Origin of the sequence: Jatrophihabitans sp., assembly GCF_035474675.1 — a bacterium.
In the GTDB taxonomy this organism is placed as follows: domain Bacteria; phylum Actinomycetota; class Actinomycetes; order Mycobacteriales; family Jatrophihabitantaceae; genus Jatrophihabitans_A.
In genome coordinates this window covers 1-25,618 of the sequence record NZ_DATINC010000047.1, presented here as the reverse complement: position 1 = coordinate 25,618, position 25,618 = coordinate 1, and the positions used below count along the sequence as shown (strand labels likewise).

25 protein-coding genes are annotated in these 25,618 nt (G+C 71.8%); 19 read left to right on the top strand and 6 right to left on the bottom strand.

The genetic code is table 11. From position 1 onward, the window contains the following. Positions 1-6: 6 nt before the first annotated feature. Positions 7-999, bottom strand: a complete 993-nt coding sequence (gene dapD, locus VLJ82_RS04680) for a 2,3,4,5-tetrahydropyridine-2,6-dicarboxylate N-succinyltransferase (protein ID WP_408662159.1) — start codon at positions 997-999, stop codon at positions 7-9. Between the two features lie 53 nt (positions 1,000-1,052). On the opposite strand from dapD, the gene dapE reads away from it, so the two are divergent. Genes dapE through VLJ82_RS04655 form a run of 5 tightly spaced genes read left to right on the top strand, consistent with a single transcriptional unit; the run spans position 1,053 to position 4,604 of the window. Next, positions 1,053-2,168 carry a succinyl-diaminopimelate desuccinylase gene (gene dapE / locus VLJ82_RS04675; RefSeq protein ID WP_408662158.1) on the top strand — a complete coding sequence of 372 codons (1,116 nt, stop codon included), beginning with the start codon at positions 1,053-1,055 and terminating at the stop codon, positions 2,166-2,168. A 9-nt stretch (positions 2,169-2,177) separates the two neighbouring features. After that, positions 2,178-3,008: a TIGR00730 family Rossman fold protein gene (locus VLJ82_RS04670; protein ID WP_408662157.1), complete on the top strand. Its 831-nt coding sequence runs from the start codon at positions 2,178-2,180 to the stop codon at positions 3,006-3,008. A gap of 47 nt (positions 3,009-3,055) precedes the next feature. Further along, positions 3,056-3,586 carry a TIGR00730 family Rossman fold protein gene (locus VLJ82_RS04665; protein WP_408662156.1) on the top strand — a complete coding sequence of 177 codons (531 nt, stop codon included), beginning with the start codon at positions 3,056-3,058 and terminating at the stop codon, positions 3,584-3,586. Positions 3,587-3,644: 58 nt separating this feature from the next. Continuing rightward, on the top strand, positions 3,645-4,022 hold the full coding sequence (locus VLJ82_RS04660) for a DivIVA domain-containing protein (RefSeq protein WP_408662155.1): 378 nt from the start codon (positions 3,645-3,647) through the stop codon (positions 4,020-4,022). Continuing rightward, entirely contained in the window at positions 4,023-4,604 is a 582-nt protein-coding gene (locus VLJ82_RS04655; RefSeq protein WP_408662154.1) for a DNA-3-methyladenine glycosylase I, read from the top strand. A 7-nt stretch (positions 4,605-4,611) separates the two neighbouring features. On the opposite strand, the gene VLJ82_RS04650 is transcribed toward VLJ82_RS04655, so the two are convergent. Then, positions 4,612-5,400 (bottom strand): enoyl-CoA hydratase-related protein, encoded by a 789-nt coding sequence (locus tag VLJ82_RS04650; RefSeq protein ID WP_408662153.1) that lies wholly within the window; start codon positions 5,398-5,400, stop codon positions 4,612-4,614. A 156-nt stretch (positions 5,401-5,556) separates the two neighbouring features. On the opposite strand from VLJ82_RS04650, the gene VLJ82_RS04645 reads away from it, so the two are divergent. Both VLJ82_RS04645 and VLJ82_RS04640 read left to right on the top strand, forming a co-directional pair. Then, positions 5,557-5,724: a DUF3117 domain-containing protein gene (locus VLJ82_RS04645; RefSeq protein WP_408657127.1), complete on the top strand. Its 168-nt coding sequence runs from the start codon at positions 5,557-5,559 to the stop codon at positions 5,722-5,724. A 143-nt stretch (positions 5,725-5,867) separates the two neighbouring features. Beyond that, positions 5,868-7,328: a leucyl aminopeptidase family protein gene (locus tag VLJ82_RS04640; RefSeq protein WP_408662152.1), complete on the top strand. Its 1,461-nt coding sequence runs from the start codon at positions 5,868-5,870 to the stop codon at positions 7,326-7,328. A gap of 57 nt (positions 7,329-7,385) precedes the next feature. Here VLJ82_RS04640 and glgA read toward each other — a convergent pair whose 3' ends face one another. Continuing rightward, on the bottom strand, positions 7,386-8,558 hold the full coding sequence (glgA, locus tag VLJ82_RS04635; RefSeq protein WP_408662151.1) for a glycogen synthase: 1,173 nt from the start codon (positions 8,556-8,558) through the stop codon (positions 7,386-7,388). Between the two features lie 63 nt (positions 8,559-8,621). On the opposite strand from glgA, the gene glgC reads away from it, so the two are divergent. The 5 genes from glgC (at position 8,622) to VLJ82_RS04610 (ending at position 13,886) form a co-directional block, all read left to right on the top strand. Beyond that, a complete protein-coding gene (glgC, locus tag VLJ82_RS04630) occupies positions 8,622-9,842 on the top strand; it encodes a glucose-1-phosphate adenylyltransferase (protein WP_408662150.1) in 1,221 nt (406 codons plus the stop codon). 189 nt (positions 9,843-10,031) lie between these two features. Then, positions 10,032-10,931: an ABC transporter substrate-binding protein gene (locus VLJ82_RS04625; RefSeq protein WP_408662149.1), complete on the top strand. Its 900-nt coding sequence runs from the start codon at positions 10,032-10,034 to the stop codon at positions 10,929-10,931. A gap of 3 nt (positions 10,932-10,934) precedes the next feature. Next, positions 10,935-11,927, top strand: a complete 993-nt coding sequence (locus VLJ82_RS04620; protein WP_408662148.1) for an amino acid ABC transporter permease — start codon at positions 10,935-10,937, stop codon at positions 11,925-11,927. 11 nt (positions 11,928-11,938) lie between these two features. Then, on the top strand, positions 11,939-12,691 hold the full coding sequence (locus tag VLJ82_RS04615; RefSeq protein WP_408662228.1) for an amino acid ABC transporter ATP-binding protein: 753 nt from the start codon (positions 11,939-11,941) through the stop codon (positions 12,689-12,691). A 13-nt stretch (positions 12,692-12,704) separates the two neighbouring features. Continuing rightward, the gene (locus VLJ82_RS04610) at positions 12,705-13,886 is read left to right on the top strand and encodes an NAD(P)/FAD-dependent oxidoreductase (RefSeq protein ID WP_408662147.1); all 1,182 of its coding nucleotides are present in this window, start codon (positions 12,705-12,707) and stop codon (positions 13,884-13,886) included. Between the two features lie 29 nt (positions 13,887-13,915). On the opposite strand, the gene VLJ82_RS04605 is transcribed toward VLJ82_RS04610, so the two are convergent. Next, the gene (locus tag VLJ82_RS04605; RefSeq protein ID WP_408662146.1) at positions 13,916-14,815 is read right to left on the bottom strand and encodes a LysR substrate-binding domain-containing protein; all 900 of its coding nucleotides are present in this window, start codon (positions 14,813-14,815) and stop codon (positions 13,916-13,918) included. Positions 14,816-14,919: 104 nt separating this feature from the next. Here VLJ82_RS04605 and VLJ82_RS04600 point away from each other — a divergent pair, with 104 nt between their 5' ends. The 6 genes from VLJ82_RS04600 to VLJ82_RS04575 all read left to right on the top strand — a co-directional run bounded on the left by VLJ82_RS04600 (position 14,920) and on the right by VLJ82_RS04575 (position 21,821). Further along, positions 14,920-16,257: a hypothetical protein gene (locus VLJ82_RS04600; RefSeq protein WP_408662145.1), complete on the top strand. Its 1,338-nt coding sequence runs from the start codon at positions 14,920-14,922 to the stop codon at positions 16,255-16,257. A gap of 80 nt (positions 16,258-16,337) precedes the next feature. Further along, positions 16,338-19,205 (top strand): FAD-binding and (Fe-S)-binding domain-containing protein, encoded by a 2,868-nt coding sequence (locus VLJ82_RS04595; RefSeq protein WP_408662144.1) that lies wholly within the window; start codon positions 16,338-16,340, stop codon positions 19,203-19,205. Next, complete coding sequence (locus tag VLJ82_RS04590; protein ID WP_408662143.1) at positions 19,202-20,296, top strand: aminotransferase class I/II-fold pyridoxal phosphate-dependent enzyme; 1,095 nt, start codon at positions 19,202-19,204, stop codon at positions 20,294-20,296. The genes VLJ82_RS04595 and VLJ82_RS04590 overlap by 4 nt, the downstream gene beginning before the upstream one ends. Positions 20,297-20,352: 56 nt before the next feature. After that, on the top strand, positions 20,353-20,676 hold the full coding sequence (locus VLJ82_RS04585; protein ID WP_408662142.1) for a hypothetical protein: 324 nt from the start codon (positions 20,353-20,355) through the stop codon (positions 20,674-20,676). An 85-nt stretch (positions 20,677-20,761) separates the two neighbouring features. Continuing rightward, positions 20,762-21,277, top strand: coding sequence for a hypothetical protein (locus VLJ82_RS04580; protein WP_408662141.1), 516 nt, complete (start codon positions 20,762-20,764; stop codon positions 21,275-21,277). Between the two features lie 37 nt (positions 21,278-21,314). Next, entirely contained in the window at positions 21,315-21,821 is a 507-nt protein-coding gene (locus VLJ82_RS04575) for a hypothetical protein (protein ID WP_408662140.1), read from the top strand. Between the two features lie 185 nt (positions 21,822-22,006). Here VLJ82_RS04575 and VLJ82_RS04570 read toward each other — a convergent pair whose 3' ends face one another. Together VLJ82_RS04570 and VLJ82_RS04565 are read right to left on the bottom strand one after the other, a co-directional pair. Then, complete coding sequence (locus VLJ82_RS04570) at positions 22,007-23,497, bottom strand: aldehyde dehydrogenase family protein (RefSeq protein WP_408662227.1); 1,491 nt, start codon at positions 23,495-23,497, stop codon at positions 22,007-22,009. A 52-nt stretch (positions 23,498-23,549) separates the two neighbouring features. Beyond that, the gene (locus VLJ82_RS04565) at positions 23,550-24,644 is read right to left on the bottom strand and encodes a saccharopine dehydrogenase family protein (protein ID WP_408662139.1); all 1,095 of its coding nucleotides are present in this window, start codon (positions 24,642-24,644) and stop codon (positions 23,550-23,552) included. A gap of 158 nt (positions 24,645-24,802) precedes the next feature. Between VLJ82_RS04565 and VLJ82_RS04560 the strand changes: the two genes are divergently transcribed. Then, positions 24,803-25,618, top strand: an 816-nt coding sequence (locus tag VLJ82_RS04560; protein ID WP_408662138.1) for a LysR family transcriptional regulator, incomplete at its 3' end; no start/stop codon positions are given.

The following is a 25,618-nucleotide window of genomic DNA, read 5'->3' as shown; positions in this document are numbered from 1 at the left end:
CCTCTTCTAGTTGGCGTGCAGGTCGGTGTTCAGTTCGATCGGGGCTCCGCTGCGCTGCCGGACCTCCAACGCCCCGGTCACCGAGTTCTGCCAGAACTGCAACCCGGATTGCCCAGACAACTCCCGCGCCTTGCGGACGGTTCCATCCGGCAGCAGCACCTTCGAACCGGCCGTGACGTAGGTGCCGGCCGCCACCACGCAGTCGTCGCCGAGCGAGATGCCGATGCCGGCATTGGCCCCGATCAGGCAGCGGCGGCCGACCGAGATGACCTCGGTGCCGCCGCCGGACAGGGTGCCCATGATCGAGGCGCCGCCACCGACGTCCGAGCCGTCGCCGACCACCACGCCGGCCGAGATCCGGCCCTCGACCATCGACGTGCCGAGGGTGCCGGCGTTGTAGTTGACGAAGCCCTCGTGCATCACGGTGGTGCCGGCCGCCAGGTGGGCGCCCAGCCGCACCCGGTCGGCGTCGGCGATCCGCACCCCGGCCGGCAGCACGTAGTCGACCATCCGGGGGAACTTGTCCACGCCGTACACGGTGACCGGACCGCGGGCCCGCAGCCGGGTCCGCAGCTGGTCGAAGCCGGCCACCGGGCACGGCCCGTGGTTGGTCCACACCACGTTGGTCAGCAGCCCGAAGATGCCCGCGAGGCTCAGCCCGTGCGGGGCCACCAGCCGGTGTGAGAGCAGGTGCAGCCGCAGGTAGACGTCGGCGGCGTCGACCGGTGCGGCGGCGAGCTCCAGCTGCCGCAACAGCACCTCGGTACGCACCCCGCGCAGCTCGTCGAAGCCGGCCAGCGCGGCGAGCTCGGCGGGGGCCGCGGCGTCCGGGCCGGGCCGTCCCAGTGCCGGGGCGGGGTAGAAGACGTCGAGCACCGAGCCGTCGGCGGCGATGCTGGCCAGCCCGAAGCCGTAGGCGGTGGCTGAGCCGGCCGCGCCGGCCGCGCCTTCGGCAGAGTCGGCGGCGGTGCTGGTCTGGCCGTGCGGGCTGGAGGTCACGCTCGACACCCTAACCATCCCGAGCCCCCGGAGCGGGGACTAACCTGCCTGCCGTGACCACAGCTGCCGACCAACCTGCCGCCCTGGATCTGAGCAGGTCGGTGGCCCAGCTCACCGCCGACCTGGTCGACATCGAGTCGGTGTCCGGCAACGAGGCCCGGATCGCCGACGCGGTGGAGGCGGCCGCCCGGCGGCACGGGTCGCTGTCGGTGCGGCGGCTGGGCAACGTGGTGATCGTCCGGACCGAGCTGGGCCGCCCGGATCGGGTGGTGCTGGCCGGCCACCTGGACACCGTGCCGGTCGCGGGCAACCTGCCGTCCCGGCTGGCCGACGGCCGGCTGCACGGCTGCGGGACGTCGGACATGAAGTCCGGCGTGGCGGTGCAGCTGCGGGTGCTGGAACACGTCGGCAGCGGGGCGCTGCGGCCGCAGGTCGACCTGACCTGGCTGTTCTACGACTGCGAGGAGGTGGACTCGGCCCGCAACGGGTTGAACCGGGTGGCCGCCGAGCATCCGGAGCTGCTGGCCGCCGACCTGGCCATCCTGCTGGAGCCGACCAACGGAACCGTCGAGGGTGGCTGCCAGGGCAGCATGCGGGCTGGGGTGAGCACCGAGGGCCGGCGGGCGCACAGCGCCCGGTCGTGGCTGGGCAGCAACGCCATCCACGCCGCCGCGCCGATCCTGCAGCGGCTGGCCGACTACCGCGCCCGGGAGGTGGAGGTCGAGGGGCTGACCTACCGGGAGGGACTGAACGCGGTGTTCATCGAGGGCGGGGTGGCCGGCAACGTGATCCCGGACCGCTGCCTGGTGACCGTCAACTACCGCTTCGCGCCGGACCGGTCCGAGGCCGAGGCTGAGCAGCACCTGCGGTCGGTCTTCGATGGTTTCTCCCTGACCGTGCTGGACTCGGCGCCGGCGGCCCGGCCGGGCCTGGACCGGCCGCTGGCCCGCCGCGCGGTGGCCGCGCTGGGCGGCGAGGTGGCCGCCAAGCTGGGCTGGACCGACGTCGCCCGGTTCAGCGCGCTGGGCATCCCGGCGCTGAACTTCAGCCCCGGCGACCCCAACCTCGCCCACCGTCCGGACGAGTCGGTGGAGCTGGCGCAGCTGGACCGCTGCGAGCGGCTGCTGGTGGACTTCTTGCGGGCCGGTCCGGAGCAGGCCGGCGACTAGGGTGAGCCGATGACCGACGGACGTCCTGAGGGCAAGCTGCCCGCCGAGCGGCACCGCGGCCCGGTGGTGCTGCGGCGGCGCCAGATCGAGCCGGACGCGACGACCACCGACCAGCGGCTGCTGGACTCGGCCGGCCCGACCGACTGGTTGCACACCGACCCGTGGCGGGTGTTGCGCATCCAGTCGGAGTTCGTGGAGGGCTTCGGGCTGCTCGCCGAGCTGGGACCGGCGGTGTCGGTGTTCGGCTCGGCCCGCACCCCGGCCGACCACCCGGACTACCGGACCGCCCAGCAGTTGGGCGCGGCGCTCGCCGCGGCCGGCTACGCGGTGATCACCGGTGGTGGCCCAGGCACCATGGAGGCCGCCAACCGGGGCGCCTCCGAGGCCGGCGGCACCTCGGTGGGGCTCGGCATCGAGCTGCCCTTCGAGCAGCGCCTCAACGACTGGGTCGACCTCGGCCTGACCTTCCGGTACTTCTTCGCCCGCAAGACGATGTTCGTCAAGTACGCCCAGGCGTTCGTGATCCTGCCCGGCGGGTTCGGCACCCTGGACGAGTTCTTCGAGGCGCTCACCCTGGTGCAGACCCGCAAGGTCACCCGGTTCCCGGTGATCCTGTTCGGCGAGCAGTACTGGTCCGGGCTGATGGACTGGATCCGCACCACGGTGCTGCCCGAGGCCAAGATCGGCGCCGCGGACCTGGAGCTGATCCGGGTCACCTCCGACATCGACGAGGCGGTGTCGATCATCGTCGAGGCCGACGCGCACCGCTCGGCACAGGACCTGTCCGAGAAGGCCGCGCACGCCGAGGCCCGCTCGGCCGGCGCCGCCGATGCGCAGTGACCACCGGCGCTGACCCGGTGGCCGCCGGCGGTGCGGTGGTCTAGCCGATGGCCTCGATCTGCGTCTTCTGCGCGTCCGCGACCGGCATCGACCCCTCCTACCTGCAGCTGGCTGCCGAGGTGGGCGCCCGGATCGGCAAGGACGGCCACCAGCTGGTCTCCGGCGGCGGCCGGGTCTCGATGATGGGGGAGGTGGCCGCTGCTGCCCGTGCGCACGGCGCCCGCACCCTCGGGGTGATCCCGAAGCACCTGATGGGCTACGAGGTGGCCGACACCGAGTCCGACGAGCTGCTGGTGGTCGACACCATGCGCGAGCGCAAGGCGCTGATGGACGCGCACGCCGATGCCTTCCTGGTGCTGCCCGGCGGCATCGGGACCCTGGAGGAGTTCTTCGAGGTGTGGACCGCGGGCTCGCTGGGCATGCATCCCAAGCCGGTGATCGTGCTCGACCCGGACGGCTTCTACGCGCCGCTGTGGCAGTTCCTGCAGTCCCTGACCGAGCGCGGCTTCGTCCGGCCGGCCGCCTGGCAGGGATTGCACCGGGTCGGCGACCTCGATGCGGCGTTCGCGCTGGTCTGATCGGGCTGGCCGGCCGGGGCGGATGACGGTTGTCAGCCGGCCGTGTCAGGATTTGGCCATGTTGCTGCTCGGCTACCTGCTGCTGGCCCTGGTGGTCGCCGCGCTGGTGTTCTACGGCGTGGTGGCGATGCTTCCGGGCGGGCTGTCGCTTACCCCGCAGCGGGACAACCGGCCCTTCGAGCTGCCGGTCGACCGCCGGATGGTGCCTGCGGACCTGGACCGGGTGCGCATACCGGTCAGCGTGCGCGGCTACCGGTTCGCCGAGACAGACGACCTGATCGATCGGCTGGCGGCCGAGATCGTGGTGCGCGACGAGGAGATCGCCCGGTTGCGCTCCCGGGTGGGGGAGGTGCCGGACCGGCAGGTGGTGCAGCGGCCCTCCGAGCAACCGTCGATGGGGGATCAGTCGAACGCCGAACCCGGCAAGGAGTTCTGAATGGCCGAGGAGGACGCGGACGCCTCGGCTCGCCGCCGGTGCGACTGGGGCGACAGCACGCCGGACTACGTCGTCTACCACGACACCGAGTGGGGCGTGCCGCTGCGCGGTGACAACGAACTGTTCGAACGGCTGAGCCTGGAGGCTTTCCAGTCCGGGCTGTCGTGGCTGACCATCCTGCGCAAGCGGGAGAACTTCCGGGCCGCCTTCGCCGGCTTCGACATCGCCACCGTGGCCGGCTTCGGCGAGGCCGACCGGCAGCGGCTGATGGCCGACCCCGGCATCGTCCGCAACCGGGCCAAGGTCGACGCGGCGATCACCAACGCCCGCGCCATCCTCGACAACGTGCCGGAGGGGCTCACCGAGCTGCTGTGGTCCTTCGCCCCGGCCGAGCACCAGCGACCGGCGCTGATGACCGACATCCTGGCGCTGACGCCGGAGTCCAAGGCGATGGCCAAGGAGCTCAAGCGGCGCGGGTTCGCCTTCGTCGGGCCGACCACCGCGTACGCGATGATGCAGGCCACCGGCATGGTGGACGACCACGTCGCCTACTGCTGGCGCGCCACCCCGGCTCCGGTCTGACAGCGGTTCAGCGGCCGGTGAAGACCGGCTTCTGCTTGGCGACGAAGGCCGCCACGGACGCCTTGTGGTCCTCGGTCGCCCCGGCGGCGGCCTGCAGCACGGCCTCGTTGGCCAGGGCCTGCTCGAAGGTGGCGTCGGCGGCGTAGTGGATCGCGCTCTTGATGCTGGCGTAGGCCAGGGTGGGCCCGGCGGCCAGCTGGGCGGCCAGCTGCTGGGCGGTGGGCAGCACCTGATCGGCCGGCACCAGCTGGGTCACCAGCCCGTACTGCTGGGCCTGCTGCGCGGTGATCGGACGGCCCAGCAACGACAGCTCCAGCGCCCGGCCGGCGCCGATCAGCCGGGGCAGCGTCCAGGAGGCACCGCTGTCCAGGCTCAGCCCGACGTTGGCGAAGGCCAGCAGGAACTTCGCCTCCTCGGCCACGATCCGGAAGTCGCAGGCGAAGCTGAACGAGGCGCCGGCGCCGGCCGCCGTTCCGTTCACCGCGGCGATCACCGGCTTGGGCATCTGGGCCAGTGACAGCGCGATCGGGTTGTAGTGCTCGACCACGGTGCTCAGCGGAGCCGGGTCGCCGGCGTCCAGCAACTGGATGTGCTCGCTCAGATCCTGTCCGACGCAAAAGCCCCGGCCGTTGCCGGTCAGCACCACGGCGCGCACCGAACTGTCTGCCCCGACATCTGCCAGCGCCTGGACCAAGGCGTCCTTGAGCTCGGTCGACAGCGAGTTCATCGACTCCGGACGGTTCATCGTCAGCGTCGCCACACCCTCGGTGCGGTCGACCAGCAACACCTCAGCCATAGCGGCAGCCTAGGACATCGGGCCCCGCGGCGCGGCTGTCCCCGGCCCGCTTTGGCTGCCCTGCCGAGGATGCGAGACAATGGAAAGCAGCACTGCCCGGGTTGCAGGCTGATCGGCTGAGGTGATGGTGCAGTTCTTAGCGCATAGGAGGCACGGATGGCGGCGATGAAGCCGCGGACGGGTGATGGTCCGCTGGAAGTCACCAAGGAAGGACGGGGCTTGGTGATGCGCGTTCCGCTCGAAGGCGGTGGCCGTCTCGTCGTCGAGCTCTCCGCCGATGAGGCCAGTGCGCTGTCCCAGGCGCTGTCAGCGGCCGTCGGCTAGCGGACCACCGACCGGCCCCAGCCGGGTTCCGCGCCCGCGCGCACGGAGCGTGGCTGGGGCCGCGTCATGCGTGCCGCAGCTGCCACCCGACAGCCGGCCGTACTTCGTTTGACCAGCACACCCGTTCCACCGGAGAGGTCCTCGTGATCCTGCTGCAGATACCCGAACGCCGCGACGCTGCCGACGTGGTGGCCATCGGCCTGATCGGTACCGAGTTGCAGCTGCACGAGGTGTCCACCACGGTGCTGCCGGTGGCCGCCGCCGAAGCCTGCGCGCAGTACGTCTCGGCCGAGCAGCCCGATTCCGAGGCGGGCGCGCTGCACACCGTGACGCTGCCCGGCGCGGTTCCGGCCACCGTGCTGATCGCCGGCCTCGGCGACGGCGGCCCGGACGACCTGCGGGTGGCCGCGGTGGCCCTGGGCCGGCGGATCGAGCGGCTGCCCGAGTCGCGCAGCGTGTGCGTGGCCATCGACGCCCCCAGCCCGCAGCAGAGCCGGGCGCTGGCCGAGGGCCTGGTGCTCGGCGGCTACCAGTACAGCCTGGCCTCCGACGCCTCCGAGCCGCTGCACCAGATCGACCTGGTCGGCAACCTGGACCGGGCCGGTCTGACGGCCGGCGACGAGGCCGCCGACGCCGCCGGCTGGGCCCGGGACCTCGGCAACACCCCGGCCAACGACCTGACCCCGGCCCGGCTCGGCGAGCTGGCCGAGCAGCAGCTCACCCCGGCCGGCTGCAAGGTGACCGTGTACGACCCGGCGTGGCTGGCCGACCAGGGCTTCGGCGGCATGCTGGCCGTCGGAGGTGGCGCGGCCGCCGGTCCCCGGCTGATCGAGGCCAGCTACCGGCCGCGCCGCAAGAGCGGCACGCCCCGGCTGCCGCACGTGGTGCTGGTCGGCAAGGGGATCACCTTCGACTCCGGCGGCCTGAACCTCAAGCCCGCCGAGGGCATGCGCAACATGCACACCGACATGTGCGGCGGCGCCGCGGTGCTGGGCGCCATCCAGTACGCGGCGATGCAGAAGCTGCCGATCACGGTGACCGCCCTGGTGCCGGCCGCCGAGAACGCGGTGTCCGGCACCGCGATGCGCCCCTCGGACGTGATCACCCACTACAGCGGCCGGACCACCGAGGTAGGCAACACCGACGCCGAGGGCCGGCTGGTGCTCGCCGACGCGATCGGCTACGCCGTCAGCCGGCTCAAGCCGGACGTGCTGATCGACATCGCCACCCTGACCGGCGCCATGCGGATCGCCCTGGGGACCGAGACGGCCGGCTACTTCGCCAACGACGACGACCTGGCCGGACGGCTGGAGGCGGCGGCCGCCGAGACCGGCGAGCCGATCTGGCGGATGCCGCTGGAGCACCGCTACGCCAAGCAGCTGAAGTCGCCGGTTGCCGACGCCCGCAACAACCCGGGCATTCCCGGCGCGATCACCGCGGCGCTGTTCCTGCAGCCGTTCGTCGGCGAGCTGCCCTGGGCGCACCTGGACATCGCGGGTCCGGCCCGGGCGGCCGAGGACGGGCCGCTGCTGTGCCGCGGCGCGACCGGCTTCGGCACCCGGCTGCTGGCCCGCTACCTGGAGGCCACCGCCGGCGTTCTGTAGGCCGGCCAATCTGGCACCGCCGGCGTGTCGTAGGCCGGCTGTCAGACAGTCGCCGGGTCAGAGCAGCGATTCGTACAGCCGCACCGTCCGGGCCGCGATCGCGTCCCAGCCGTACTCGGTGACCGCGCGCTCCCGGCCGGCCAGACCCATGGCGCGCGTCCGGCCCGGGTCGCCGATCAACGCGTTCACCGCAGTGGCGAAGCCGCTCTCGAACTGCTCGGGCTCGGCCGGGTCGTAGTCCACCAGTAGGCCGGTCTCGCCCTCGACCACCACGTCCGGGATGCCGCCGACCCGGGAGGCCACCACCGCGGTCTCACAGGCCATCGCCTCCAGGTTGACGATGCCCTGCGGCTCGTAGATCGACGGGCACAGGAACACGTCGGCGGCGGTGAGCAGCTGCAGCAGCTCGGGCCGGGGCAGCATCTCCTGGATCCAGACCACGCCCTCCCGGCCGGCCTGCAGCCGCTGGACGGCGCCGGCGATCTCCTCGGCCAGCTCCGGGGTGTCCGGAGCGCCGGCGCACAGGGCCAGCTGCACGCCAGGGTCGAACCCGGCGGCGGCCGCGACCAGGTGGCCCACCCCCTTCTGCCGGGTGATCCGGCCGACGAAGAGCGCGATCGGCCGGTCCGGGTCCAGCCCGTACCGGGCCAGCACGTCGCGTCCGGGCACCGGGGCGTAGAGCTCGGTGTCGATGCCGTTCGGGATCAGGTGCACCCGGGCGGGGTCCAGCGCCGGGTAGGCGGCGAGGATGTCGGCGCGCATCCCGGTGCTGACCGCCACCACCGCCGCGGCCGCCTCGTAGGCGCTGCGCTCGGCCCAGGACGAGATCCGGTAGCCGCCGCCGAGCTGCTCGGCCTTCCACGGCCGCAGCGGCTCCAGCGAGTGCGCGGTCACCACGTGCGGAATGCCGTACAGCATCGAGGCCAGGTAGCCGGCCAGGTTGGCGTACCAGGTGTGCGAGTGCACCAGGTCGGCGACCGGCCGGCCGCCGGCGGTCAGGCCCGCGACCATCTCCAGGTCCACCCCCAGGGTGGCCAGGGCCGGATTGGCGCCGGCCAGCCCGGCGGGCGGCCGGTAGGCGTGCACGTCCTCGGCACCCCGGTCGCCGCCGAAGCAGTGCACCTCGACCTCGATCAGCCTGCGCAGCTCGCGGGCCAGGAACTCGATGTGGACACCGGCCCCGCCGTAGACCTCGGGCGGGTACTCGCGACTGAGCAGGGCGGCGCGCATGCCCAGACGCTATCGCCTGCCGGGCAGCTGTGACAGCGTCGGCAATCCCGCTAGGGTGACGATATGGCAGCAGGCGTCCGGGTACTCGGCATCGTGCTGGCCGGCGGCGAGGGCAAGCGGCTGTGGCCGCTCACCGCGGACCGGGCCAAGCCCGCGGTGCCCTTCGGGGGCAACTACCGGCTGATCGACTTCGTGCTGTCGAACATGGTCAACGCCGGCTTCCTGCGGATCTGCGTGCTCACCCAGTACAAGTCGCACTCGCTCGACCGGCACATCACCCAGACCTGGCGGATGTCGCAGCTGCTGGGCAACTACGTGACCCCGGTGCCGGCCCAGCAGCGGCTCGGGCCGCGCTGGTACACCGGCAGCGCCGACGCGATCCTGCAGTCGATGAACCTGATCACCGACGCCAATCCCACCCACATCGTGGTCTTCGGCGCCGACCACGTGTACCGGATGGATCCCAAGCAGATGCTGGACCGGCACATCGACTCCGGCTGCGGGGTCACCGTGGCCGGCATCCGGGTGCCGCGGGAGAGCGCCGACCAGTTCGGCGTGATCGACGCCGACGCCAACGGCAAGGTGCTGCAGTTCCTGGAGAAGCCGGCCGACCCGCCGGGCCTGCCGGACGACCCGGACTCCAGCTACGCCTCGATGGGCAACTACATCTTCTCGACCGAAGCCCTGGTCGAGGCGCTGCGGGCCGACGCCGAGGACCCGACCTCGGTGCACGACATGGGCGGCTCGATCATGCCCTGGATGGTGGAGCGCGGCCGGGCGTCGGTGTACGACTTCGACGACAACGACGTGCCGGGCTCGGAGGACCGGGACCGGGGCTACTGGCGCGACGTCGGGACGATGGACGCCTACTACGACGCCAACATGGACCTGGTCAGCGTCCACCCGATCTTCAACCTCTACAACTCGCAGTGGCCGATCTACACCTTCCACGAGCAGCTGCCGCCGGCGAAGTTCGTCGACGGCGGCCTGGCCCAGGAGTCCATCGTCGGCGCCGGGGCGATCATCTCCGGCTGCACGGTGCGCGGCAGCGTGATCTCGCCCAACGTCAAGATCCGCAACGGCGCCTACGTCGAGGGCTCGGTGATCATGGACAACGCGGTGATCGGCGAGGGCGCGGTGATCCGCCGGGCGATCCTGGACAAGAACGTGGTGGTCGCCCCGGGTGCCCACATCGGGGTCGACCTGGAACACGACCGGGAGCACTACCACGTCTCCGAGGGCGGCGTGGTGGTGCTCGGCAAGGCTGCCCGGGTCGGTTTCTGAGCCGCCGGGCCTCCCGCCGGCCGATCCGGGCAGGGGGCCAGCGTGGCGAAACCGGCGTAGCCGAAAAATGGCGCGCTAACCGGTCACGGTTGCATTGCTAGCGGAGGGTTCCTGCCTGCAGCCCGCGGCGGGAGGCCTAGAGTCGCGCCCAACCATGCCCGGAACCCTTCATCGAAGAGAGAAGTGAGAATGCGCCGTTCTATCGTCGTCTTCGCCGGACTCGCCGTCGCCGGCTCGCTGGTACTGGGCGGCTGCGCCAGCAACAAGCCCAAGAACAGCACGCCGACCACCTCGGCGACGGTGGGCGCGGTCTCCAAGGACCAGGCCGCCATCGACCTGCTGCCCGCCGCGGTCAAGTCCTCGGGCAAGCTCATCGTCGGCATCAACGTGCCGTACGCCCCGAACGAGTACAAGGACTCCTCCGGCAAGATCGTCGGCTGGGAGGTCGAGCTGTTCGACGCGTGGGCGGCCAAGCTCGGCCTCACCACGACCTACCAGGAGTCCGGCTTCGACAACATCATCCCGTCGGTCAAGGGCGGCAAGTTCAACGTGGGCCTGTCCTCCTTCACCGACAACAAGACCCGCGAGGCGCAGGTCGACTTCGTCAACTACTACAACGCCGGCATCCAGTGGGCGGCCCCGGCCGGCAAGACCGTCGACCCGGACAACGCCTGCGGGCTGAAGGTCGCCGTGCAGGCGACCACCACCGAGGAGACCGAGGACCTGCCGGCCAAGAGCAAGGCCTGCACGGCGGCCGGCAAGAAGCCGATCACCATCATCAAGATCGAGAGCCAGGACCAGGTGAACCAGTCCGTCATCCTGGGCCAGGCCGACGCGCTGGACGCCGACTCGCCGATCACCCAGTACGCCGTCAAGCAGTCCAACGGCAAGCTCGTGCTGGCCGGTGACATCTACGGTGCGGCGCCGTACGGTCTAGTGGTGGGCAAGGATGCCGGCACGCTCAAGGAGGCGCTGCAGAAGGGACTCCAGTCGATGATCGATGACGGCACGTACAAGCAGATCCTGGCCAAGTGGGGCGTCGAGGCAGGTGCCATTCCGCAGGCCACCGTCAACGGCGCGCAGAGCTGAGCCATGGCCGTCTCGCACTCCGGGACCGGTTCCGAGGCCGGGACCGGTCCCGAGCCCGGCACCGGTCCCGGAGTGGAGCCGGGCAGCCCGGCCGCCCCTGAGCTGATCCAGGCGGTGCCGCTGCGCCGCCCCGGCCGCTGGATCGCGGCCACGCTGGTCGTCATCCTGCTGTTCCTGTTCCTGTACGGGGCGGCCACCAACTCCGCCTACGACTGGTCGACCTACGGGCGGTACCTGTTCGACCAGCGGGTCAGCAAGGCGGCCGGCGTCACCCTGTCGCTGACCGTCCTGGCGATGTTCTTCGGCATCGTGCTCGGGGTGGTGCTGGCGGTGATGCGGCTCTCGCCCAACCCGGTCCTGAAATGGGTGAGCTTCGGCTGGCTCTGGTTCTTCCGCGGCACCCCGATCTACGTCCAGCTGGTGTTCTGGGGCCTGATCGTGGTGATCTACAAGCGCATCGACCTGGGCATCCCGTTCGTGCACCAGTTCGCCCACATCAGCACCCAGAACCTCCTCACCGTCTACTGGCTCGCGGTACTCGGCCTGGCCCTCAACGAGTCGGCCTACATGGCCGAGATCGTCCGGGCCGGGCTGACCAGCGTCGACGAGGGACAGGACGAGGCGGCCCGGGCACTGGGCATGTCCTGGGGCCAGACGATGCGGCGGATCGTGCTGCCGCAGGCGATGCGGGTGATCATCCCGCCGACCGGCAACGAGGTGATCTCGATGCTCAAGACCACCTCGCTGGTGATCGCGGTGCCGCTGACCACCGAGCTCTACAGCCGCACCCGGGACCTGTCGGTGGAGACCTTCAACCCGATCCCGATGCTGCTGGTGGCCTCGACCTGGTACCTGTTCTTCACCTCGGTCCTGATGACCGGGCAGTTCTACCTGGAGCGCTACTTCGCCCGCGGGGCATCGCGCAAGATGTCGGCCCGGCAGTTGCAGGCACTGGCCGACGCCCAGGCCACCGGCAACCAGAAGGGGCTCATCTGATGAGCCAGCCGATGGTCCGCAGCGAGCTGGTGTGCAAGAACTTCGGGGCGCTGCGGGTGCTCAAGGGCATCTCGCTGACCGTGGACCGCGGCGAGGTGATGTGCCTGGTCGGGCCGTCCGGCTCGGGGAAGTCCACCTTCCTGCGCTGCATCAACCACCTGGAGCAGGTGACCGCCGGCCGGCTCTGGGTGGACGGCGAGCTGATCGGCTACCACGAGCGTGGCGGCAAGCTGCACGAGATGCCGGCCAAGGACGCCGCCCGGCAACGCCGCGACATCGGGATGGTGTTCCAGAAGTTCAACCTGTTCCCGCACCTGACGGCGCTGGAGAACATCACCGAGGCGCCGATCCGGGTCAAGAAGCAGAAGAAGGCAGCAGCGGTCGACCGGGCCCGCGAGCTGCTGGCCCAGGTCGGACTGTCCGAGAAGGCCAAGGCCTACCCGGCGCAGCTGTCCGGCGGCCAGCAGCAGCGGGTCGCGATCGCCCGGGCGCTGGCGATGGACCCCAAGCTGATGCTCTTCGACGAGCCGACCTCGGCGCTGGACCCGGAGCTGGTCGGCGAGGTGCTCGACGTGATGAAGGAGCTCGCCCGCGGCGGCATGACCATGATCGTGGTCACCCACGAGATGGGTTTCGCCCGCGAGGTGGCCGACTCGCTGGTGTTCATGGACGGCGGCGTGGTGGTGGAGTCCGGCAAGCCGCGCGAGGTGCTGAGCAACCCGCAGCACGAGCGGACCAAGTCGTTCCTGTCCAAGGTGCTGTGAGCATTCCTTCCAGTTGCACGGCCGGCGCTCACCCGTGAGCGAGGTCGGCTGGGACAGCGATCCTCTGGTGGCCGGTTGGGCCGGGCTGCCGTCACTGAGCGGCGACCTGCGCGCCGACGTCTGCGTGGTGGGGCTGGGCGGCAGCGGGCTGGCCGCGGTCGGCGAGGTACTGCGGCGCGGGCTGTCGGTGGTGGGCCTGGACGCCGGCCGGGTGGCGGCCGGCGCGGCCGGTCGCAACGGCGGCTTCCTGCTGGCCGGCCCGGCCATCGCCATCCACCAGGCCGAGGCCGGCTGGGGGCTGGACGCCGCGCTGGCGCTGTACCGCCAGACGCTGGCCGAGATCGCCGAGCTGGCCCGGCTGCTCGGGCCCGGAGTGGTGCGGCAGGCGGGCTCGCTGCGGATCGCGGGGCTGCCCGGCGAGCCCGCGGATGCGGCCGAGGAGGCCGATCGGGACAAGGAGCTGGCCGACTGCGAGCAGCAGTACCAGGCGATGCTCCGGCACGGCATCGCGGTGCAGCGCTACGACGGTGAGCTCGGCCGCGGGCTGTTCCTGCCCGGCGACGCGGCGATGAACCCGGCCCGCCGGGCGCTGGGGCTGGCCACCTTGTACTCCGCGCAGGCCCGGCTGTTCGAGCACAGCCCGGTCACCGCGATCGACGGCGGCCAGGTCCGGACGGCGGCGGGCACGGTGTCGGCCGGCCTGGTGGTGGTGGCGGTGGACGGCCGGCTGGAGCTGCTGCTGCCCGAGCTCGCCGGCCGGGTGCGCACCGCCCGGCTGCAGATGCTGGCCACCGAGCCGATGCGCCCGGGCCGGCTGCCCTGTCCGGTCTACGGCCGGTGGGGCTACGACTACGCCCAGCAGGACGCGGCCGGCCGGGTGTACGTCGGCGGCGGCCGGGACCACTTCGTCGAGCAGGAGTGGACTCACCTGACGGCGCCGACCGCCGGGGTACAGGCCTGGATCGAGCAGGTCGCGGCCCGGTTCACCGGCGGCCCGGTGCGGGTCAGCCACCGCTGGGCGGCCTCGGTCGGCTACACCCCGGACGCCCGGCCGCTGGTCACCGAGGCCCGTCCCGGCGTGGTGGCCTGCGGCGGCTACAACGGCACCGGCAACCTGGTCGGGCCGGTCGCGGCCCGGGCGGCGGTGGCGCTGGGCCTGGACGGCACCGCGCCGCCGGACTGCTTCACCCGCTGAGACCGGGCTTCGACGGTTCGGCTTTCGGTTCAGGCCAGCGCGCTGCTGGTGGCCCGGATCGCTTCCAGGGCGGCGGCGATCAGGCTGCTGCCGGCGGCCGGCCGGTGCAGCGCCAGCACCGCCCGCCGCGGCGGCCGGCCCTGCAGCGGGGTGGCCAGCACCCCCTCGGTGTCGGCCAGGCCCAGCCGGGGGACCAGCGCCACCCCGAGGCCGGCCGCGACCAGGCCGCGGACCACCGAGTAGTCGTTGCTGCGGTAGCTGACCCGGGGCGAGAAGCCGGCCCGGGCCGCCAGCCGGTCCAGGTTCAGCGCGCCGGGGGAATCGGCCAGCGGCGCCACCCACCGCTCGGCGGCCAGCGCCGCCAGCCGCACCGGCCCGGTGTCGGCCAACCGGTGGCCGGCCGGCAGCAGCAGCGACAGCGGCTCGCGCAGCAGCTCGGTCTCGGCCAGCCGGGCCGGCCAGCCGGCCGGCGCCGTGTCGTAGCGGTAGGCCAGCGCCAGGTCCAGCTCACCGGACAGCAGCCGGGGCAGCAGCTCGGCGAGCTCGCCCTCGTCCACCTCGATCTCGACACCGGGCCGTTGGCGGCGCAGCGTCGCCAGCGCCGCCGGCAGCAGCCGGGCTGACGCGGTCGGAAAGCTGCCGATCCGCAGCTGGCCGGCCTCGCCGCGGGCGATCGCGGCCACCTCGCGGTCCAGGCCGTCCAGCAGCGCCAGCACCTCGGCGGCCCGCTCGGCCAGCAGCTGGGCGTGCGGGGTGGGCCGGATGCTGTGCGCGCTGCGCTCGAACAGCTGCAGGCCGCTGGCTCGCTCCAGCGCCGTCATCTGCTGGGAGACGGCGGACGGGGTGTAGCGCAGCTCGGCCGCCGCCGCGGCGTACGAGCCGGTGGCCAGCACGGTGCGCAGGGTGTGCAGCTGGTGCGGTGACAGCACCTGCCGAGAATAGCCGATGCCATTAGCAGTTCTGATGCTCAGCTGGAAAAGAATTCATACTGCTCACTTTGGTCCTGGACCGCCGGCCGGGCGAAAATGGCTGCATGAGCACCTACGACTGGCAATTGCACCCGCACGCCGAGGCCCTGGTCGACCGGCTGGTGACCGAGGCGACCGGCAAGAGCACCGAGCTCGCCGCGTTCACCGACCGGCTGGCGACCGAGACCGCCACCCGGCCGCAGGACTGGCTGGACACGGTTGCGGGCCCGGTGACCGAGGAGGAGCTGGCGGCCGTCGGCTACCGGCTGGTCGAGCAGTCCGGGCTGTGGCGGCACCCCGGTGCCCAGCTGCCGGCCGTGATCGTGGCCGAGCACTACGAGCTGGTGCTGCGCGTCGACGACATCGCCGCGGCCGCCACCAGCTACGCCCGGACCACCGGCACCGGCACCGCCGCCCCGCTGGAGGGCTCGCCGCTGTCCGGCTACCGCCGGGTGGTGCTCACCGAGCAGAACGGGGTGCTGCTGGCCTGTGCGGAGCGGCGCTCCTGGGCAGCCGGCGTCCAGCCACAGATCTTCTCCGACGAGCAGGCCCGGGCCGCCGGCCAGGCCTGGCAGGTGCTGGCCGAGCGGCCCCGGACGCTGACCGGCCCGGCCGGGGTGCGCGCCCAGCTGCCGGCGGCCCGGACGGCGGTGGAGCTGGTCGGCCCGGACCTGGCCGCCGCCTACTTCCTGCAGCAGGAGCGCGAGTACTGGCAGCGGCACAACACCGCGGGCACCCTGCAGCACGCCCGGCAGGACCGGCTGGGGCTGGGCTGGGGCAACAACGACCACCACACCTTCCGCTCGTCGCGGGCCGCGTTCGCGCCGCTGATCGGCTTCCTGACCCTGCTCGGGTTCCGGACCCGGGAGCGGTTCTACGCCGGCGCCCAGGCCGGCTGGGGCGCCCAGGTGCTGGAGCACCCGGGCTGCGGCGGGGTGATCTTCGCCGACGTGGACCTCACCGACTCCGAGGTCGACCTGGACTTCGCGCACGTCCCGCTGCCCGAGACCGGCCGGTACGGCACGGTGGGGATGTGGTGCGCGCTGCACGGAGAGTCGGTGCTGGGTGCCGGCATGCACCACCTGGAGGGCCAGTTCTCCTTCGACGAGCTGGCCGCGTCGCTGGCAGAGCTCGGCCAGCCGTCGATGCGGCCGTTCTCCGACCAGCCCTACCTGCGGCAGGCGTTCACCGAGGCGGAATGGTGGCCGGTGCCGGCCGACCGGCTGGCGGCGCTGGTGGCCGCCGGCCATCTGGACTCCCAGCGCGCCGCCGAGATCGCCAGCACCGGGGCGGCCGGCTCGCACCTGGAGAACCTGGCCCGCCGGGGCGGCTTCAAGGGCTTCAACCAGGCCAACGTCTCGGTCACCATGCGGGCCACCGACCCGCGGGAGTACCGCCGGTGAGCATCGGCTGGGCTCTTCGGGAGTGCGTTCGGCGGCCGCTGCTCACCCAGCCAGCCCGGTCGTAGGCCAAGATTGACGGCGTGAACCCCGAGACGCTGGCGGCCGAGCTGCGCCGGGCCGGCGTCGCCGAGGTGGACGGGAGCAGCCGGCGCCGCGCCGAGTACTCCACCGACGCCTCCAACTACCGGGTGGTGCCGCAGGTGGTGGCCTTTCCCCGGCATGCCGCGGAGGTGGCGCTGGCCTGCGAGGTGGCCCGCCGGACCGGCACGCCGGTGACCGCCCGGGGCGGCGGCACCTCGTGTGCCGGCAACGCTGTCGGGCCCGGCCTGGTGCTGGACTTCTCCCGGCACCTGAACCGGCTTCTCGCCCTGGATCCCGAGGCCCGCACCGCCACCGTGCAGCCCGGCCTGATCCTGGCCGAGCTGCAGCGGGCGGCCGCCGTGCACGGGCTGCGGTTCGGCCCGGACCCCTCCACCCAGGCCCGCTGCACGCTGGGCGGGATGATCGCCAACAACGCCTGCGGCCCGCACGCGCTGGCCTACGGCCGGACCGCCGACAACGTCGAGTCGCTGTCGCTGCTGCTGGCCGACGGGCGCAGCCTCGACACCCGCCCGCTGGCCGAGCTGGCCGACCCGGTCGGCGCCCGGCTGACCGAGCTGGTGCGGGCCGACCTGGCGCTGATCCGCACCGAGTTCGGCCGCTTCTCCCGGCAGATCTCGGGCTACTCGATGGAGCACCTGCTGCCCGAGAACGGCGGCAACCTGGCCCGGTTCCTGGCCGGCACCGAGGGCAGCCTGGCGATCAGCACCGCGGCCACCGTCACCCTGGTGCCGCGGGCCGCGGCGACCGCGCTGGCGGTGCTGGCCTATCCGGACATGCCGGCCGCCGCCGACGCGGTGCCGGCCGTGCTGCCGTACCGGCCGCTGGCCCTGGAGGGCATGGACGCCCGGCTGGTCGAGGTGGTCCGCCGCCGGCGTGGTCCGGCCGCCGTCCCGCCGCTGCCGGCCGGCGGCGGCTGGCTGTTCGTCGAGACCGGTGGCCAGACCGAGGCCGAGGCGGTCGCCGCGGCCGAGCAGATCGTCCGGGCTGCCGGGCCTGCCGGGTCGGCGGTGGTGACCGGCTCGCAAGCGCAGCGGCTGTGGCGGATTCGCGAGGACGGCGCCGGGCTGGGCGGCCGGACGCCGGCCAACGCACCGGCCTGGCCCGGCTGGGAGGACGCCGCGGTGCCGCCGGAGCGGCTGGGGTCCTACCTGCGCGAGTTCTTCGCCCTGCTGGCCGAGCACCGGATGGACGGGCTCGCCTACGGCCACTTCGGGGACGGCTGCGTGCACGTCCGGCTGGACTTCGACCTGGCCGACCGGCCGGCCTTTAGACGGTTCCTGCTGGATGCGGCCACCCTGGTGGCCGGGCACGGCGGCTCGATGTCCGGCGAGCACGGCGACGGCCGGGCTCGCGGCGAGCTGCTGCCGGCGATGTACTCGACCGCCGCGATCGAGCTGTTCGGCGCGGTCAAGGCGGTCTTCGACCCGGCCAACCTGTTCAACCCCGGCGTGATCGTGGACCCGGCACCGGCCGCGGCCGACCTGCGGCTGGCGGCGGCGCGTCCGCTGACCGGTTCGGGCGGCCGGTCGCTGGGCTTTGCCTATCCGCACGACGGCGGCTCGCTCAGCGCGGCGGTGCACCGCTGCGTCGGGGTGGGCAAGTGCCGCGCCGACCTGACCGCCGCCGGCGGGGTGATGTGCCCGTCCTACCTGGCCACCGGCGACGAGACCCACTCCACCCGGGGACGGGCCCGGGTGCTGCAGGAGCTGGCCAACGGCGGGCTGATCACCGGCGGCTGGCGCTCGCCCGAGCTGGCCGAGGCGCTCGACCTGTGCCTGGCCTGCAAGGGCTGCAGCTCGGACTGCCCGGCCGGGGTGGACATGGCCACCTACAAGGCCGAGACCCTCTACCAGCGCTACCGCCGCCGACCCCGGCCGGCCGCGCACTACGCGCTGGGCTGGCTGCCGCGCTGGAGCCGGCTGGCCACCCGGGCGCCGCGGCTGGCCAATGCGGCGCTGCGTCCTGCCCCGCTGGCGGCGCTGGCCAAGCGGGCCGGCGGCATCGACCGGCGCCGGCCGCTGCCGGCCTTCGCCCGGCAGTCGTTCCGGGACTGGTTCGCCGGCCGCCCCGCCGCGCCCGGCGACCCGGTGCTGCTGTGGGTCGACACCTGGACCAACGCCTTCTCACCAGAGGTCGGGCAGGCCGCCGTCGAGGTGCTGGAGGCCGCCGGCTGCTCGGTGCGCATCCCGGACCAGCAAGTCTGCTGCGGCCTGACCTGGATCTCCACCGGCCAGCTGGACGGCGCCCGCCGGCAGCTGCGCCGCAGCCTCGACGCGCTGGCGCCGGCGCTGTCCGAGGGGCTGCCGGTGGTCGGGCTGGAACCGTCCTGCACCGCGGTGCTGCGCTCGGACGCGGTCGAGCTGCTGCCCGGCGACGACCGGGCCCGACAGCTGCAGGCCGGCACCCGGACGCTGGCCGAGCTGCTCACCGAGCGCGACTGGCAGCCGCCGTCGCTGGCGGGCGTGGAGGCGGTGGCACAGCCGCACTGCCACCAGCACGCGGTGCTCGGCTTCACCGCCGATACGGCGCTGCTGGCCCGGGCCGGCGCCCAGTTGCAGGCCCTCGGCGGCTGCTGCGGCCTGGCCGGCAACTTCGGCGTCGAGCGCGGCCACTACGAGGTGTCGGTGGCGGTGGCCGAGCAGGCACTGTTGCCCGCGGTACGCGGCGCCGGCCCGGACACCGTGCTGCTCGCCGACGGCTTCTCCTGCCGCACCCAGCTCGACCAGCTCAGCAGCCGCACCGGGCTGCACCTCGCCCAGCTGCTGGCGAGCCGGCTGCCCGCCCGCTCACCGGCCGACGACGTCCCGACCTCCGATCCCCTGAACCCCGCTAGGACCCTGCCATGACCTCCGGTTTCGTTCCGCCGCCCTACCCGTACGAGCGCCTCGGCGAGATCAAGGCGATCGCCAACCGGCACCCGGGCGGTGCGATCGACCTGTCGGTGGGCACCCCGTGCGACCCGGCGCCGCCGCAGGTGATCGCGGCGCTGGCCGAGCCCGGCCGGGCCGAGGGCTACCCGCCCTCGATCGGCACCCCGGAGCTGCGGACCGCAGCGGCCGACTGGATCGCCCGCCGGCTGGGCGCGAAGGTGGACCCGGACGCCGAGGTGGCCGCCTGCGTCGGCACCAAGGAGTTCGTCGCCTCGGTGCCGCAGCACCTGCGGCTGCGCACCCCGTCCCGCGACACCGTGCTGTACCCGGCGATCAGCTACCCGACCTATGAGATGGGGGCGATCCTGGCCGGGCTGCGGGCGGTGCCGTACCAGAGCCTGGCCGAGATCGCCGACGCCGACGCCGAGCGGGCGCTGTGCCTGTGGGTGAACTCGCCGAACAACCCCACCGGCGCGCTGCACGACCTGACCGAGGCGGCCGGCTGGGGACGGGAGCGGGACGTGCCGGTGCTGTCGGACGAGTGCTACGCCGAGTTCAGCTACCGCCGGCCGGCCGGCACCATCCTCGGCGCCGGCACCGCCGGGGTGCTGGCGCTGCACTCGCTGTCCAAGCGGGACAACTTCGCCGGCGCCCGGATCGGCTTCTACGCCGGCGACGCCGAGCTGGTGCACTACCTGCGCGAGGTCCGCAAGCACGCCGGGCTGATGCCGTCCGGGCCGGTGCAGCGGGCGGCCGCGGTGGCGCTGGCCGACGACGAGCACGTCGAGGCCCAGCGCGACCGGTACTGGCGCCGGATGCAGCGGCTGTGCCAGATGCTGGACGCCGTGGGGTTGCACGCTGACCTGCCGGACGGCGCGTTCTACCTGTGGTTCGCCGCACCCGACGGTGACGCGTGGGCCGCCACCCGGATGCTGGCCGAGCGGGCCGGCATCGTGGCCTCGCCGGGGGAGTTCTACGGCCCGGTCTCGACCGGCTACCTGCGGCTGGCCGCGGTGGCGCCGGACGAGAAGATCGAGCTGGCCGCCCAGCGGGTCGGCCTCACCTGATCGACTGCTTCACCTCAACCGGCAGGTTGTCAGAGCTAGGTCATAGTCTCGCGGCCATGACGACCTACCTCTTTAACTCGTCGGGCCACTGGATCGCATTTCGCACCTCAGTCGACGATCGTTATCTGTACGACAAGCATGGAAAGTGGATCGGATGGTTTCCATGGGGCGATCAAGATGCTGTTACCAAGCAGGGCAAGTATCTGGGCACTGTGATCGGTGATCGTCTGCTTCGAAGGAGCTACAGCCCATATCGCGGCTACCCCGGATATCCGGGATACCCAGGCTATCCTGGATATCCGGGCTACCCGGGCTTCGCTGGGTATTGCCCTCGCCCATCCGGCTTCATCGATGTAGCCGAGGAGTTTCTGGCGGCGTAACTACGTGCGGGCGGGTCCGGACCCTCGGGTTTACGGTGACCGGATGACGAGTTTCCGTGACCCGCTATGTCCTACGCATGGCTGGATGACCCATGTGTTTATCCACGAGGCCGCTCATGCCGTTGCAGCTCTTGATCGTCACATACCGTTTAATGGGGTCTTTATCCAAGACCTTGCCGGTTGGGTTCGCTGGAACGCCACCGGCTTGATGTTGGGGGGCGTCCAGATCAGCTCCGATCCGGCGATTTGGCTACTACCCGATCCAGTGGCGGCCTTGGAGTTCGTCCTAGCGGGCAGCGCTGCCGAGTCGGTTGTGTTGGGCCACATATTAGAAGGATCGTATGTCGGCGATGTTGAGGTGTGGCGCCGTGGCATGGGTGAAACCGGAAGGTTGAGCCCTTCGCGACTTGACGAACTGGCTGGAGGCTCGTTCGTCAAGGTGGGGTCGCGGACCAAGGCCTGGGTGGAAGAGAACCGGGCCCGCATACGAGCCGTGGCCACCGCTTTAGGGGGTGGCGAACAGATGGGTTTTGGTATACAGGCGGTCGGTGCAGGCCCATGGCGGCTCACATCAGGCCAAGTTGCGGCCGTCGCGAGTTAGATGCCGTACCGAAACGCTCGCCGTAGTGTTGCCAGATGTGGCCGAATCCAACGACGAACAGATCGATCAGTTCATCATCTTTGCTGGCTATGGCGAGGTGATGCACCGCTTTCAACTTCTTGAAATGGGCCTGTGGGGCTTGCTTTCTAAAAGTATCAAGCCGGCTACAACGATGGACCAAGCGATCGCTAAGGTCAAAAAATGGAATGGTACAACCCTCGGTGAACTGATGCGCGGAATGAAGGGTCAGACTCACTGGCCGCCTGAGTTGTTGGCCAAGCTGCTTCGCTCGGTTGAGATTCGCAACTACCTTGCTCATCACTTCCTCCGCGAGTACTTCATCGCCGAACGCTCTATGGAGAACCGGAAGACCGCAACCCAAGAGCTTGCTGACCTCGCCAACTGGCTTGATGCTCTCTCGGCCGAACTTGACGATCATCTCGCCACACAGGGGATAACAACTCTCGAGGTACTCGACCCCGAAACGGCTGCGGAAATCGATGCGCTGCGGCCTAAAGATTGGCTCTATTTCATTGATCAATAGCAGGCTGGTTAGTAAACAGAAGAGCGGCGGTATCCTGCGGTAACTGTCCACCTGTGACTGGCCGCACCATCAGCCCTGAACGACGGCGGGCCGGTATGCCGTGACCGCTCGCGCGATCAGCGGGCATACCGGCCCTCGACGCCCAGCCCGGAGCCGTTGACCAGGCGGCACCGGGCTGTGGCCGCTCAGCCGAACTCGACGCCCTGTGCCAGCGGCAGTTCGGTCGAGTAGTTGATGGTGTTGGTGGCCCGGCGCATGTAGGCCCGCCACGAGTCCGAGCCGGACTCGCGGCCGCCGCCGGTCTCCTTCTCGCCGCCGAACGCCCCGCCGATCTCGGCGCCGGACGGGCCGATGTTGACGTTGGCGATGCCGCAGTCCGAGCCCGCCGCGGACAGGAACAGCTCCGCCTCGCGCAGGTCGAGGGTGAAGATCGAGGACGACAGGCCCTGGGCCACGTCGTTCTGCATCTCGATGGCCTCTTCGATGGTGTCGTAGCTGAGCACGTACAGCACCGGCGAGAACGTCTCGTGCTTGACGATGTCGGTCTGCCGGGGCATCTTCACGATCGCCGGCTGCACGTAGAAGGACTGCTGGGCCTGCTCGCCCTCGCCGACCAGCACCCGCTCGCCGCCGACCACCAGCTCGCCGCCGTCGGCCTGTGCCGCCGCCAGCGCCTTCTCGAAGCCTTCGAAGGACGTGCTGTCGATCAGCGGGCCGACCAGGGTGCCCTCGGCCAGCGGCGAGCCGATCGGCAGGCTGGCATAGGCACTGGCCAGCGCCTCGACCAGCCGGTCCACGATCGAGGAGTGCGCGATCACCCGGCGCAGCGTGGTGCAGCGCTGCCCGGCGGTGCCGGCGGCCGCGAACACGATGCCGCGCACGGTCAGGTCCAGGTCGGCGCTGGGGGTCACAATGGCGGCGTTGTTGCCGCCGAGCTCCAGCAGCAGCCGGCCGAACCGGCCGGCCACCCGGGGTGCCACCTGCTTGCCCATCCGGGTCGAGCCGGTCACCGACACCAGCGCCACCCGCGGGTCGTCCACCAGCGCCTGGCCGATGGCCGGGCCGCCGATGACCAGCTGGCAGAGGTCGGCCGGGGCGCCGACCCGGCGGGCCGCCTCGGCGACCAGCGCCTGGCAGGCCAGTGCGGTCAGCAGGGTCTTCTCCGACGGCTTCCAGACCACCGGGTCACCGCAGACCAGCGCCAGGGCGGAGTTCCAGGACCACACCGCGACCGGGAAGTTGAACGCCGAGACGACACCGACCACGCCGAGCGGGTGCCACTGCTCCATCATCCGGTGGCCCGGCCGCTCGGTGGCGATGGTGTTGCCGAACAGCTGCCGGGACTGCCCGACCGCCAGCTCGCAGATGTCGATCATCTCCTGGACCTCGCCGAGGCCCTCGGAGACGATCTTGCCGGCCTCGATGGACACCAGCGCGCCCAGGTCGGCCTTGTGCTCGCGCAGCAGCAGGCCGAGCTCGCGGACCAGCTGGCCGCGTACCGGGCCCGGCACCAGGCGCCACTGGCCGAAGGCCTGCTGGGCCCGGCCGACCACGGCGGCGACCTCCTCGGTGGTGTGCGAGGTCATCCGGCCCAGCTCGCCGCCGGTGATCGGGGTGCGGCAGCTGAGGTCGCCGCCGTCGGTGAACGGGTCGCCGACGCCGAGCCGGGACAGGATCTCGGTGGTGCGGGTGCGGACGTCGTCATGGGAGATGGTGGAAGTCACTTCTTCAGACCTTTCCGAGGTCGCCGAACAGGGCGCCGTTCTTGGTGGACAGCAGATCGACGAAGGAGATGTCCTCCTGCTTGATGAAGCCGGTCTGCGGCAGCCGGCCGTCGGCGACCAGCTCGACCACCGCGGCAGCCGAGGCGGCCGTGGTCCAGGAGATGGCGCGCCAGTGCCGGCCGTTGATGGTCAGCGGCTGGTAGGCCCGGACGTACTGCTTGCGGTAGGCCCGCTCGCCGGTGGCGTCGGCGTGGCCCTCGACCGCGGCGTGCAGGTACACCACATCGTCGTCGACCGGCGGCTTGGCCTGCACCAGGATCTCGCCGGCCAGCTCCCGGCGGTCGCGCAGGCCCAGCTCGTCGAAGAAGAACCGCATCAGCTCGAAGTGGCCCGGGTAGCGCATGGTCTTGTAGTCCAGCCGCTGCACCCGGCCCTCGTAGGTCTCGCACATGGTGCCCAGGCCGCCGGAGGTGAGCGAGGCCTCCAGCTCGATGCCGCCGATCACCACCCGCTCCTGCTCGGTCATCGCCGGCACCATCTGCCGGCGCCCGGACCGCAGCACCTCGCAGTCGTTGAGGTACTCGTTCACCACGCCCTCGGCCGACCAGTTGAAGGCGTAGCCGAGCAGGCCCGCCGGGTGCCGCGGCAGCGCGCCGACCTTGAGCTCGATCGAGCGGATCTCGTCGAACTGCTTGGCAAGCCAGGAGCCGACGATGCCGATCAGGCCCGGCGCCAGCCCGCACTGCGGCGCGTAGACGTTGCGCGCCTCGCCGCTGCCGGCCAGCTCCAGCACCCGGTTGGTGGTCGGCACGTCCTCGGTGAGGTCGAAGTAGTGCACGCCGAGGTCGTGCGCCGCCTCGGCGACGCCCAGGTTCAGGTGGTACGGCAGGCAGGACACCACCGCGTCGGCGCCGGTCAGCGCGGACCGCAGAGCCGCGCCGTCGCGCACGTCCAGCTCCTTGCAGGCGAACGGCAGGTCGCTGCGGGTGCGGGCGTCGTAGGCGGTGACGGTGAAGCCGGAGTCCGACAGCAGCAGGGCGACCAGCTCGCCGACCTTGCCCAGTCCCACTACCCGAACCTCGTTGATCGAGCGCGTCATGAAGACAGGTTCCTTCCTTCGTATGCGCCAGGGCCGCCGAATGGTGCATCCGGCGCGGGAAGCTGGTCCGCTTTCCATCCCTGCAAGTTGTACTTAAGTTACTCTATTAAGGGTCGTTAGAGAAAGTAACGGCTCGGCAGAGCGTGAGGATGGCAACGGTGAACCCAGCGCTGGACGTCGGCAGGCTCAGGCTGCTGCGCGAGGTCGAGCTGCGTGGCTCCATCGCGGCCGCCGCCCGGGAGGTCGGGCTGACCCCGTCGGCGGTGTCGCAGCAGCTGGCCATCCTCGAACGCGAGGCCGGCACCCCGCTGCTGGACCGCTCGCCGCGTGGCGTGCTGCTGACCGGGGCGGGGCAGGCGCTGGTGGCCCGGGCCCGGTCGATCCTGCAGCTGCTGGAGGAGGCCCGGGCCGACCTCGACCGGCTGACCGGCGAGCTGTCCGGGCACGTGCGGATCGGCACCGTCGCCTCGGCGGCCGCCACCCTGGTCAGCGAGGCGGCGATCCGGCTGGCCGAGCACGCCGCCCTGGAACTGACCGTCACCGTGGCCGAACCGGCCCGCAGCATCGACCAGCTGCTCGACGGCGACCTCGACCTGGCAGTGGTGGACGTCTACGACGGGGTGCCGGTACCGGTGCCGGACTACCTGGTGTCGGTGGACCTGGCCACCGAGCCGCTGGTGGTGGTCAGCGCGATGGACGCCCTGCCCGAGCTGTCCGGGCAGCGCGCGGTGAAGCTGTCGGCGCTGTCGGAGGCCAACTGGGTGATGCCGCCGCTGGATGCCGCCTGCGGGCAGGCCGTCCGGTTCGCCTGCCGGGCCGAGGGCTTCGAGCCGCGGGTGCGCTGGGAGACCGACGACATGCTGTTGCTGGTGCGGGCGGTGGCGGCCGGGCACGGCGTCGCGGTGCTGCCCCGGCTGGCGGTGGCCGACAACGTCGCCGACACCGAGATCCGGCCGCTGGCCGAGCCGAGCATG

Coding starts and splice junctions, on each gene's coding strand:
- VLJ82_RS04620 (WP_408662148.1), top strand. CDS start 10,935: ATGGCCGTCTCGCACTCCGGGACCGGTTCCGAGGCCGGGACCGGTCCC.
- VLJ82_RS04645 (WP_408657127.1), top strand. CDS start 5,557: ATGGCGGCGATGAAGCCGCGGACGGGTGATGGTCCGCTGGAAGTCACC.
- VLJ82_RS04585 (WP_408662142.1), top strand. CDS start 20,353: ATGACGACCTACCTCTTTAACTCGTCGGGCCACTGGATCGCATTTCGC.
- VLJ82_RS04615 (WP_408662228.1), top strand. CDS start 11,939: ATGGTCCGCAGCGAGCTGGTGTGCAAGAACTTCGGGGCGCTGCGGGTG.
- VLJ82_RS04670 (WP_408662157.1), top strand. CDS start 2,178: ATGACCGACGGACGTCCTGAGGGCAAGCTGCCCGCCGAGCGGCACCGC.
- VLJ82_RS04590 (WP_408662143.1), top strand. CDS start 19,202: ATGACCTCCGGTTTCGTTCCGCCGCCCTACCCGTACGAGCGCCTCGGC.
- glgA (WP_408662151.1), bottom strand. CDS start 8,558: ATGCGCGCCGCCCTGCTCAGTCGCGAGTACCCGCCCGAGGTCTACGGC.
- VLJ82_RS04665 (WP_408662156.1), top strand. CDS start 3,056: ATGGCCTCGATCTGCGTCTTCTGCGCGTCCGCGACCGGCATCGACCCC.
- VLJ82_RS04660 (WP_408662155.1), top strand. CDS start 3,645: ATGTTGCTGCTCGGCTACCTGCTGCTGGCCCTGGTGGTCGCCGCGCTG.
- VLJ82_RS04655 (WP_408662154.1), top strand. CDS start 4,023: ATGGCCGAGGAGGACGCGGACGCCTCGGCTCGCCGCCGGTGCGACTGG.
- glgC (WP_408662150.1), top strand. CDS start 8,622: ATGGCAGCAGGCGTCCGGGTACTCGGCATCGTGCTGGCCGGCGGCGAG.
- VLJ82_RS04625 (WP_408662149.1), top strand. CDS start 10,032: ATGCGCCGTTCTATCGTCGTCTTCGCCGGACTCGCCGTCGCCGGCTCG.
- VLJ82_RS04565 (WP_408662139.1), bottom strand. CDS start 24,644: ATGACGCGCTCGATCAACGAGGTTCGGGTAGTGGGACTGGGCAAGGTC.
- VLJ82_RS04580 (WP_408662141.1), top strand. CDS start 20,762: ATGACCCATGTGTTTATCCACGAGGCCGCTCATGCCGTTGCAGCTCTT.
- VLJ82_RS04650 (WP_408662153.1), bottom strand. CDS start 5,400: ATGGCTGAGGTGTTGCTGGTCGACCGCACCGAGGGTGTGGCGACGCTG.
- VLJ82_RS04600 (WP_408662145.1), top strand. CDS start 14,920: ATGAGCACCTACGACTGGCAATTGCACCCGCACGCCGAGGCCCTGGTC.